The 8,921-nt window shown below is 59.1% G+C and carries 8 protein-coding genes and 1 pseudogene; 5 read left to right on the top strand and 4 right to left on the bottom strand.

Annotated features, from left to right (window positions below; genetic code table 11):
- The 3 genes and pseudogenes from J3489_RS37530 to J3489_RS10355 all read left to right on the top strand — a co-directional run.
- Nucleotides 1-158: pseudogene (locus J3489_RS37530) on the top strand (metallophosphoesterase); the annotation flags it as partial.
- An 86-nt stretch (nucleotides 159-244) separates the two neighbouring features.
- The gene (locus J3489_RS10360; protein ID WP_374193445.1) at nucleotides 245-541 is read left to right on the top strand and encodes a cupredoxin domain-containing protein; all 297 of its coding nucleotides are present in this window, start codon (nucleotides 245-247) and stop codon (nucleotides 539-541) included.
- A gap of 732 nt (nucleotides 542-1,273) precedes the next feature.
- The gene (locus J3489_RS10355; protein WP_206997637.1) at nucleotides 1,274-1,522 is read left to right on the top strand and encodes a hypothetical protein; all 249 of its coding nucleotides are present in this window, start codon (nucleotides 1,274-1,276) and stop codon (nucleotides 1,520-1,522) included.
- A gap of 1,541 nt (nucleotides 1,523-3,063) precedes the next feature.
- Here the strand turns inward: J3489_RS10355 and J3489_RS10350 are convergent.
- Together J3489_RS10350 and J3489_RS10345 are read right to left on the bottom strand one after the other, a co-directional pair.
- Nucleotides 3,064-3,408, bottom strand: a complete 345-nt coding sequence (locus J3489_RS10350; RefSeq protein ID WP_206997636.1) for a DUF4148 domain-containing protein — start codon at nucleotides 3,406-3,408, stop codon at nucleotides 3,064-3,066.
- Between the two features lie 275 nt (nucleotides 3,409-3,683).
- On the bottom strand, nucleotides 3,684-3,950 hold the full coding sequence (locus J3489_RS10345; protein ID WP_206997635.1) for a hypothetical protein: 267 nt from the start codon (nucleotides 3,948-3,950) through the stop codon (nucleotides 3,684-3,686).
- 1,651 nt (nucleotides 3,951-5,601) lie between these two features.
- Here J3489_RS10345 and J3489_RS38325 point away from each other — a divergent pair.
- Nucleotides 5,602-5,988, top strand: coding sequence for a DUF4148 domain-containing protein (locus J3489_RS38325; RefSeq protein WP_309491356.1), 387 nt, complete (start codon nucleotides 5,602-5,604; stop codon nucleotides 5,986-5,988).
- A gap of 355 nt (nucleotides 5,989-6,343) precedes the next feature.
- Nucleotides 6,344-6,664: a hypothetical protein gene (locus J3489_RS10335; protein WP_206997634.1), complete on the top strand. Its 321-nt coding sequence runs from the start codon at nucleotides 6,344-6,346 to the stop codon at nucleotides 6,662-6,664.
- A gap of 119 nt (nucleotides 6,665-6,783) precedes the next feature.
- Here J3489_RS10335 and J3489_RS10330 read toward each other — a convergent pair whose 3' ends face one another.
- Nucleotides 6,784-6,984, bottom strand: coding sequence for a hypothetical protein (locus tag J3489_RS10330; RefSeq protein WP_206997633.1), 201 nt, complete (start codon nucleotides 6,982-6,984; stop codon nucleotides 6,784-6,786).
- 46 nt (nucleotides 6,985-7,030) lie between these two features.
- Nucleotides 7,031-8,047, bottom strand: coding sequence for a zinc-dependent alcohol dehydrogenase family protein (locus tag J3489_RS10325; RefSeq protein ID WP_206997632.1), 1,017 nt, complete (start codon nucleotides 8,045-8,047; stop codon nucleotides 7,031-7,033).
- Nucleotides 8,048-8,921 lie beyond the last annotated feature (874 nt).

The following is an 8,921-nucleotide window of genomic DNA, read 5'->3' as shown; positions in this document are numbered from 1 at the left end:
GCTCGACGGCCTATCCGCAACCGACCGCAGGCAACGGGCCCGGACCTGGGCCACTGACGGTGGCGAGCGATCAGCTCCCCAGGATGCTTGGCGTGACCAGCATCAAGATCTCGCGCCACCCCCACGCGGCGATGCTTTCCGACACGACCCTCGCCTGACTTCGAATATCGCTCACTGAACAAGGATCCAACCCATGCTATCCAGTCTCTTTCGTCGCGCGTTTGTCCTCTCCGTTGGCAGCGGGATGCTCATCGCGGCATTGGTCACCGGGTTGCCTGCTGCGCAAGCGCAGGAGCCCAATGAAATCGTTATCAAGAATTTCATGTTTTCGCCGATGTCCCTCACGGTTAAGGTTGGCACGACCGTGACCTGGAAAAATATGGACGGCGAACCGCATACGGTCGTCAACGATGCCGGCATATTCCACTCCGCCGCGCTCGATCAGAACGATACATATCAGTTCAAGTTCGACAAGCCGGGGATATACAAAGTGCTCTGCGGCATACATCCGTATATGAAGGCCACCATCACTGTCCAGTAGGTGCGCTCTGCGGGAGCATGTGCCGCCAGAAGTTGAGGCGCCGTCCGGAAGAAGGCTCGATGACGCGGTGTTCACGACATCGACCGCGAGATCCTGACGGCGCTCACCCACCATTCCAGGTGTGCTTAGCTTGACGGATGGACATTGGATGGTCTTGGGAAGGTGACGGAAATCAGCCGAGAGCGGCTGTTGACGCTGGCCGGCACCGCCCTGACTACAGCGCCGCCGACATCGTCAGCTCGTCGCGGATCGAATGACGGCGGTGGGAGTGGACCGGGTCGCGACGCGTTTTACGACAGGAGCGGTTTCGAAGAACACGTGCTCAGCGTTGACGACTCGTTTCTGGTTTAGGGAGCTGCGGGGTGCCAAACCGGCCTAAGAGTGGGAAGCAATCCAAATCGCGATTTGTGCTTGCCGCAGATTGCTGCGGGTCCCCAAAATAGCGCCGCTCAGCGCCATCCTGGTTAAACCGAGGTCAGGCATGAATGATCGTGTCCGTGAGTGCGCGGTTTGACCGCGGCTCAGCGGTAGTCGCCGGAGCGCGGCTTCCTTTCCTTTGCGTCGACGTCGGCCATTTCGGTGCGCGGCAATTCGAGCTTACATGCGTGCCTTCGGAATAAAACGGACGCTGGCGTGGTTAGCTCAGTGTACGCAGCACGATCCACAGGTCGCAGGGTTCTGCTACCAATCGCCGATCGGCGTGAGCTGCGGAAGAAATGGAAGGAGGCGGACATGAACATCGCCGAGAAGTCCCTGCGGTTCCTGGTAGAAAAATGGCTTACGCCAACTCCGACGACGCGGCTCCGCGTAGTTCAATTCGGCCGCACCGGTTGCGAGAGGAGACGCTATGTGCGCATCGAGGCCTTGGCCCCGAGCGGTTCGCGTGCGATTTTCTTCTTTCGCCACGATGACGGCTGCTGGTGCGTCTTTCCGCCCGCGATTGCACGCCCGGCATTCGCGGGTCACCGGCTTGCAGCATAGGAGAGCGTCATACGGATCGAAGGAGCTTCAAACTAAAACAGAAACCGCCGTATTCGTGAGCCACCAGGAAATCTTTGACTGTGCCGCCATTCACCCGTCGCAGCAGGGCAGAGCCGGACTTTTACAATGTGGGGGCGACGCATACTGCGGTCACGCTGGCGGGTACCCGCTGGGCAGACTGATCCGGCCGTGCGATGACAGCACGACAATCGAAGGGGTACCTGTTCGCCTGTTCGTGTTCTCGCAAAGGCATCAAACGAAATCCCCGGAGCCGGTGGCCAGCATGCCCGCGTCGTCCCGTGTCGTGCAGGTGAGGGCGGTGGGTAGGCCGTCGCCACGGCGGGGTTATTCACATCCATTTTTTCAGTTCGAAGCTGGAATAAATTGCGAGCGATTTCGGTAAAGGCCAAGAGAGCATGCCAGCGATCAAGCAGGCGGTCCGCCTGCAAATTCGCGGTGCATAAACGATATGCGCCGACCCGGCGCGCGCGGGGCGTCAGGGATGCCGAGGATTTGGTCCGGGACGCCTATCCGCGCGGGCGGTAACGGATTGATTCACTTTAGATGACTCGGCGTCTGGGCAAACATTGGGAATGACCATGTGTCAACCGGAAGGCATCCAATCCCGTGCGGCAGGACGTCGTGTTGTATTGCCTGAACGACCCAAAGCCGACCTTCTCTGGTGGCTTCAATAACGTAATTAGACGGGTTCCGTGAAGTCGATCAACAGAGGTCTGACGGGGATAACGTTGGATTCGCCGCAACATTCAAATCATTCGAAACTCAAGTTGTTTGTCGCTGCCGATGCGCCCCCTGCCCCAGACCCGAGGTCGATGATGAGATCGCTGCTAAGTCACCATGAAATCGCCATTCTGTTTCTACTGCTTGATGCACCCAGCCAGGTCGCGCCTGGTGATCCAGATGCGATCGCTCTTCAAGAAGCGAGCCTCGTCGAAATCGTGCCCACGGCTTTCGACGAGGGCAGATTTCGGCTAACCCCAGCCGGTGCGGAACTACTCCATCGTCTAGGCATGACAGCGGGTTGAAGTACAAATTGGTTCGCGCCGCGATCGACGATCGCGCACGTGGAGGTCGGTACAGCAAATCAGCCTGCTGCGTTTGTCTGCGACGCAGGTTGCCCACAAGGGGCCGATGTCGTGTCCTCCGATTCCTGGATACCTGTAGGCCCACTCGAATCGAACCTTGATCACCCCATTTGGAGTCAATATGACGGCGGATACTCGCAATCTTCCCTTGCGCGTGGTCTTTTGCTGCGGCGTGGGATGCGTGTCCGTTTTCCGACAAGCGCGTCTTGTCGGTGTCGCCGCCGGCATTGCTTGACTTCGTAGCGTCCTCTAGAGTGGGCAGCGTCGCTGCGAATGGCGGCTGCCGTCAGCGGGCCAGCCGACGTTCAGATACGCTGTTCTGAGCGCTTTGCTATCGAAGTGCCCGCCGAAATCCCAGCGCGATAAATCAAGCCACATGCGCGGTCGATCCAGGCCACCCCCTCCTGGAGCGGCTGGTAGCCCTTTCAATGAATATTAGTTTTGCATCGGCGAGAACAGGGCACTGCTCGATTCAATCCGTGTCGTGGGCACCTTCACATTCTCTCCGAGACAATCGGCACGGTATTTCAACCTGAGCCGCGCTTGCGCCAACAGGACGTCCGATGGATAGTAGCTATCATCGTAGGCCGATGGATCGTAGCCGACCGATTCCAGTTCTCTGAGTTCTTGCATCAGTTGAGCATGCGTGACCGGTTTGCTCAATCGCTTGAAAGGATAGTCGTTGCATTCGGCCGGCGTCAGCTTGCTGGCTGCCGACGCCGCACCGCTTGCCAGCAGCACACAAAGCGCCACCGCAGTTTTGCTCCAGAAAAGTTTCATGTCGTCCGCTCCTTGTGCGGTGTTGTGACGAAGCAATGTTGGGCTGCGCAACGTGTCGAACTGCAATGAAACAGATGAACGTTTTGCTAGCCCGCGGCGCGCCGCTTCGATAAAACAAGTTTCAGCATTTCATTGTCGCCATCTGTCGATCGAGATAAATTAGTAATCCTTTACGAATCTAACACCGAGAGTGAGGCATAGACATCGAACCTCGATCTTGAGGGCAGCGCTCGCGCTCGCCGGCCGGGCCGACAACGATTGGGAAACGTTAGGGCTTAATGTGCACCAAAGTAGATCGGTTTCGTGCCGTCATTGGGGTCGGGGCGAATCGACGAACGAATCGCATGTCCCATCGAGTGAATCGAATGATCCAGTGCTAGAAGCGGATGATGCGAACCCGACGCCGACGTGTCATCGGCCACACCGCCGTAGCCTGACACAGCGGCGTTGTTCTTGGCGGCGCTGGCGTCCGACTGAGCAAACGATACGGTCGGGACGCTGAGTACCGCGGCAACTGCAATGGCTTGAATGAGCGATTTCATGGTGAACCTCCAGTCTTGGCTTCGCTTCGAACCGTTATGTGAGTGGTCCGAAACGCGGTAGTCGTCACGAGGCCTGCTCACGCGAAGGTATACCTGGGACGGGCGCCGCTTATTCCGCCGGCTTCAATGGGCTTGTACAAAAACTTGGGGCACTGACGAATGCGTCGCGCAACGAGTTGCTGCCGCAGGACTATGGCATCGGGTCGTTCCATCACTGACGACGTATTCACCGAAGATGCATGGCGCCGCGTCGAGGATCGCCCTCAGCGACGCGGCGCTCCCCTATCAGTTCGATCCGAAGTGGCAGCGGCGGATATCCGATGCGTCAGCACGAACGACGGAAGCATGTGACCCGAACTTCGTGTGCAGCACGTGGCACATCGTTGGAACCGGAGGGTTGCTACCCGTATGTCCCAGTCACCACGCCGGAACAGAACTGCAGCCTTTGCGAGGCCCGTCGCATCCCGGCACGCCCCGGCCCCGGTCTTCCGGCCTCGTGGTTGTTCATCAGCAGAATTCCGGCGGCTTCAGTCGTTCTTCAGAAATTACTGAAATTCATCGTCGCCTTGCGTGTGCGGGCTTGAGTCGGTCGGCGGTTTGGTGTCTGACGAAGCGTTGCTGTTCCCGATCCCATTGCGATACTATCGCCCGAGCCGCCCGTACGGCATAAGCATTTCACCCGGCTCCGCGCTGCCCAAGCTTTTCCGTCGACGAGCCCGCTCGATGACGTCGGCGTCAGTCTGTGTTGCTGCCCTTCTGGGGTGACCCTCAGCAATCCACGGCTCCAGCAGATCAGTTGCCTCCAGCAGCGGCTCTCAAACCATGGGGCGCGGCGCGCGCCTGTGCAGTGGCCAAAGCATGCTCGCGCCAGCCAAAGCAGGGATGGCCATGGTTCCTCACCCGACTTGCGATGGTCTGCGAGATCCCGTTGCAGCTGGCTTGGAACGTCCTGTGCTCGCCTCTTTTCGTTGTCCATCTGCGTATCCTCCGCACTCCCGCGTCTGATCGGAATACCGGAGAATGGGCCGGTTTATTCCCACGATGTGCCGCGTGCAGCGCATGAAGTTCGGGTCACATGCTTCCGTTGCTCGTGCTGACGCATTGGATAGCCGCCGCTGCCACTTCGGATCGAACCGATTGGGGAGCGCCGCGTCGTTGGGGGCGATGCTCGGCGCGGCGCCGTGCAGCTGCGGTGAATATGTCGTCAGTGATGGAACGACCCGATGCCGCCATGGTCCTGCGGCAGCAACTCGCTGCGCAACGCGTTCGTCAGTGCCTCACGTTTTTGTACAAGCCCATAGAAGCCGCGGGAATAAGCGGCGCCCGTCCCAGGTATACATTCGCGTGAGCAAGCCTCGTGACGACTACAGCGTTTCGGTCCACTCACATTGAAGCGCGCGGAGAAAAGGAGACTGCCGTAACCAACGTTCTGCCCCACTGGATTCTGGTCGATTGCAACGCATACGACGAGTATGTGTTTGTGGCGTGGCTCAATAAATCCCTATACCGGAGAACGGTGGCATCGCGACGAGTCTGCCTTCTATAGGCCAAGCCACTACGATGCGTGTGGCCAGATAGAAATAAAACGAGTCGTCCGCGCGATTCTTATTGCAACACAATTTCATTATAATCATCTACTTAGGAATCTAAAGTGATCAAGCGAATCGTGATTTTCTCCCTGATGTTCTGCGCCGGAGCGGTCATTGCCGCCAACACGCCAGCTCAAGAAAAGACCCGAGAGCAAGTGCGTCAGGAATTGATCGAAGCCGAAAGCAACGGTCTGAATTCTGTCACCGACGCATCATCCCCCGACGCCGCCCCGATCTCTGAAGAGCAAGCCCCCGGGCTCAAGCAGCAAAAAGACGACGGCGGTACGGGTGCCGAAATGACAGACAGGAGCGACGCCGGTCACATCGAGCGCAAGACGTCTCCATCCGCCCCACCGGCCTGCGTCGGACCGGTTAGCTTCTGCAATATTCATTTCGGCGGCTACAATCCGTCGGCTGTCAAGGATTCGAATTGCCCTGCCTACATTTAGGATGCGGGGGCGAGGTTAGCCGCCCAAAGCGCTGCCCAAAGCGCTGCCCAAAGCGACCAGCAAAGTGCTGGCAAAGGAATGCCGCATTGCGTCGCCTCGCATGCTCCGCACCTGGCGCAAGCTGCCTGTATGACGCGGGAATAAACATCGACCAGGAACGGTTTTCCTCGGTAAGCCTGCCGACAGACGAGCCCAAACGAGCGGCTGTCTCAGTGCCGGCCTGACCCGAGAATTATGTAGTAATCCTAGATGAATCGGTGCTTTGCCCGTGCCGTCGATTCGAAGTACGCCTCTGTAAGAAGCACAGGGGGCGTGACGAACGCCCCTCGTGCAACGGCCGTGCCGGGAGATCGCGATGAAAAACTCTCTGTTGCTTGCCAGTCTGATTTCAGGATCGGTTTTGTTCTCCATCGGCTCGAGCGCTCATACTCGACCGCCTTCCGCACAAGACAACGTCTATTCACCGAAGAATAGCCTTGCGCTAATGCCGGATGCTCCACTCGGAAGCGAATATCCCACGCATGGAGCCAGGCAAGCGGGCGAACTCCCGCTGAACCCCGCCGATCCGCGTGCACAACTGGCAAACGGCTTGCCCAACAACGCGCAATCCGGTGGCTATGGCTCGCCGCTTGCCGGGGTGCGTCGAGCACCGGTTGTGCCGCCCGGTAATCAATGACCGTCCTCCCGAACAGGCTGTTGAAAAGCGCCTCGTCATGAAGACCAAAGCAATGGTCAGGAGTGTTTCGCGTGCGATTTCCAGTCGAAATTCTCCTCGATACGCTGCGGATGACTTGGCTAATGCGGTATCCCGCACATCAGCTTGCGTTCAATTCCCTCTACCTCAGCTTTCGGATCGCTGCCCCGGTGCGCTGACGGTTCGGCGGCTTCGACCGGTGCGGACGCAGCGACTGCGCCTTGAATGAGATGGCGGCGGCTCAGCTTCGCATCAGACAGCTGCTCGTCGGCTTGGTGCGGTTTAACGCCTGACTTCTTCATTGGACCACTCCTCATGACGGCACGATGGGCTCGAATTGAATCGCGCTCAGTCGCCGACCTTGATCACGACCTTGCCGAAGTGGTTGGCCGATTCCAGGTACGCGTAGGCCTCGCGCGCCTGATCGAAGCTGAAGACCCGATCGATCGTCGGCCGAATCTTTGCGGCCGTGACGAACCGACTCAGATCCTCGAACATCGCGCGGCTGCCGACTAAAATGCCCATCAGGCGCGCGGCTCGCATCAGGACCGGCTGAATCTCGATCTCAGTTGCCCAGCCGCCGACGCCGCCAACGATGGAAACCGTGCCGCCGGGGCGTATGGAGGCGACCGAACGACCCAGAGTTCCGTCGCCGCCGACTTCGACGACGACATCGACACCCCGTCCGCCGGTGATCCGCCGCACCTCCTCCTGCCATTCGGGATTGCGGCGATAGTTGATTGTGTGATCCGCTCCGAGGGAGCGCGCGCGCTCGAGCTTTTCATCACGGGAGGAGGTGATAATGGTGCGTAGTCCCGCGGCTTTGCCCAGTTGTAGTGCCCATATCGAGACTCCCCCGGTTCCAAGAAGGAGCACGGTGTTCCCGGGTTTAGCGGCACCCCCGACGAAGAGAGCGTTCCACGCCGTGACGCCCGCACACGGGAGTGTCGCCGCCTCGGTGAACTCCAGCCAGGAGGGAACCGAAATCAGCACGTCCTCCGGGACGACGATTTCCTCCGCCAACATGCCGTCGATGGTGGCGCCCGGCACCCTATGAACACTTTCGGGCGTCGGCTCGCCATCAATCCAATCGGGGTAGTAGGGGATGGCCACGTGGTCGCCGACTTTGAAGCGAGTCACTTGCGGGCCGATCGCGATCACCTCGCCCGCACCATCAGCAACGGCGATGGGAGGTGGATCGCTCGGGATCGGGTATTGGCCCCAGGCAATCAATAGGTCGCGATAGCTGAGGGATACGGCGCGCACGCGCACTCGGACTTCGCGCGCTGTGGGGTTTGAAACAGTGTGCTCGATGAGCTCGAGCGCATCCTGCTTTCTGCCGGAATAAATGCGATACGCTTTCATCCAAGATTCTCCTGTTTTTGGAGCCGTTTTGCATGGGGGCGACCAGCTGGGAAATTTCCCTGAAGGCATGGAATCTCATGGTGGGCAACGACACCGATCCGGGAGCTGTACCAGTCCGCCCATGGTAGCCGGAGGTAGATTCGCCTGTGCGTCCACATGCAGGATTAGGCACAACTCTCGGGGGATTGATGCAACTGATGCGTCCCGCTACAGATCGCTTTCGATTAATTACGCAACAGCTTCTAGGTGAGCAGGCTCATGAAGAGTATTGTGATCCGGTGTGGCAAAACTCTCGCGGGATTGATGTAACCGATGCGTTGGTATCCGTGGCATCGTTCGCATGGGGTCGTGGCAACGGGCGGGTAGAGCGTAATGAATCCGTCCCCCCCTTGCTCGTGACGACAACGCGAAGCGCGACCGCGTTTGACACATCTATTTCGCACGCGAGCTTTGCCCAGTAAGACTCTCCGGTGGTCATTGGGCCGTTCGGACGGCCCGTTGACTCTTGCGCGTCGCTTGGGATGTACAAGCAGGTCCGGCAGCTCGGTTGAGAGGAATAAAGCGAACGCTCCATACGTTTTTCTGTCCGAAGGATAGGGAGCACAAAAGCAGTGAAACACTGGGGCGCCAGGCTGAAGCGGCTACGCCGCGCACGGTGCGCGCTCCTGGCAGATGAATCATGTGCAACGTAGTTCGACTTGGACCGGCGCTACTCGCCGGTCTGGTCTGCGTCGCCCCCGTGGCGGCCGAGACTTACGAAGGGCAGCCGATCGATACTTCCACGTGCCGTGACGTGTCAGGTCAAGCAGAAATCGATGGCGTCATGCAGCCGTTCACCGCGCGGGCCTGCCAGCAGCCTGACGGCACCTGGGTG

The sequence above is a fragment of the Trinickia mobilis genome (genome assembly GCF_017315705.1).
In the GTDB taxonomy this organism is placed as follows: Bacteria; Pseudomonadota; Gammaproteobacteria; order Burkholderiales; family Burkholderiaceae; genus Trinickia_A; species Trinickia_A mobilis.
Note: the sequence above shows the minus strand (reverse complement) of the source record. Positions and strands in the feature narration are given on the sequence as shown.

Excerpts from the sequence above, each read along its gene's own strand:
- J3489_RS10335 (WP_206997634.1), top strand. The coding sequence starts at position 6,344 with ATGAAAAACTCTCTGTTGCTTGCCAGTCTGATTTCAGGATCGGTTTTG.
- J3489_RS10360 (WP_374193445.1), top strand. The coding sequence starts at position 245 with ATGCTCATCGCGGCATTGGTCACCGGGTTGCCTGCTGCGCAAGCGCAG.
- J3489_RS10355 (WP_206997637.1), top strand. The coding sequence starts at position 1,274 with ATGAACATCGCCGAGAAGTCCCTGCGGTTCCTGGTAGAAAAATGGCTT.
- J3489_RS10325 (WP_206997632.1), bottom strand. The coding sequence starts at position 8,047 with ATGAAAGCGTATCGCATTTATTCCGGCAGAAAGCAGGATGCGCTCGAG.
- J3489_RS10350 (WP_206997636.1), bottom strand. The coding sequence starts at position 3,408 with ATGAAACTTTTCTGGAGCAAAACTGCGGTGGCGCTTTGTGTGCTGCTG.
- J3489_RS10330 (WP_206997633.1), bottom strand. The coding sequence starts at position 6,984 with ATGAAGAAGTCAGGCGTTAAACCGCACCAAGCCGACGAGCAGCTGTCT.
- J3489_RS10345 (WP_206997635.1), bottom strand. The coding sequence starts at position 3,950 with ATGAAATCGCTCATTCAAGCCATTGCAGTTGCCGCGGTACTCAGCGTC.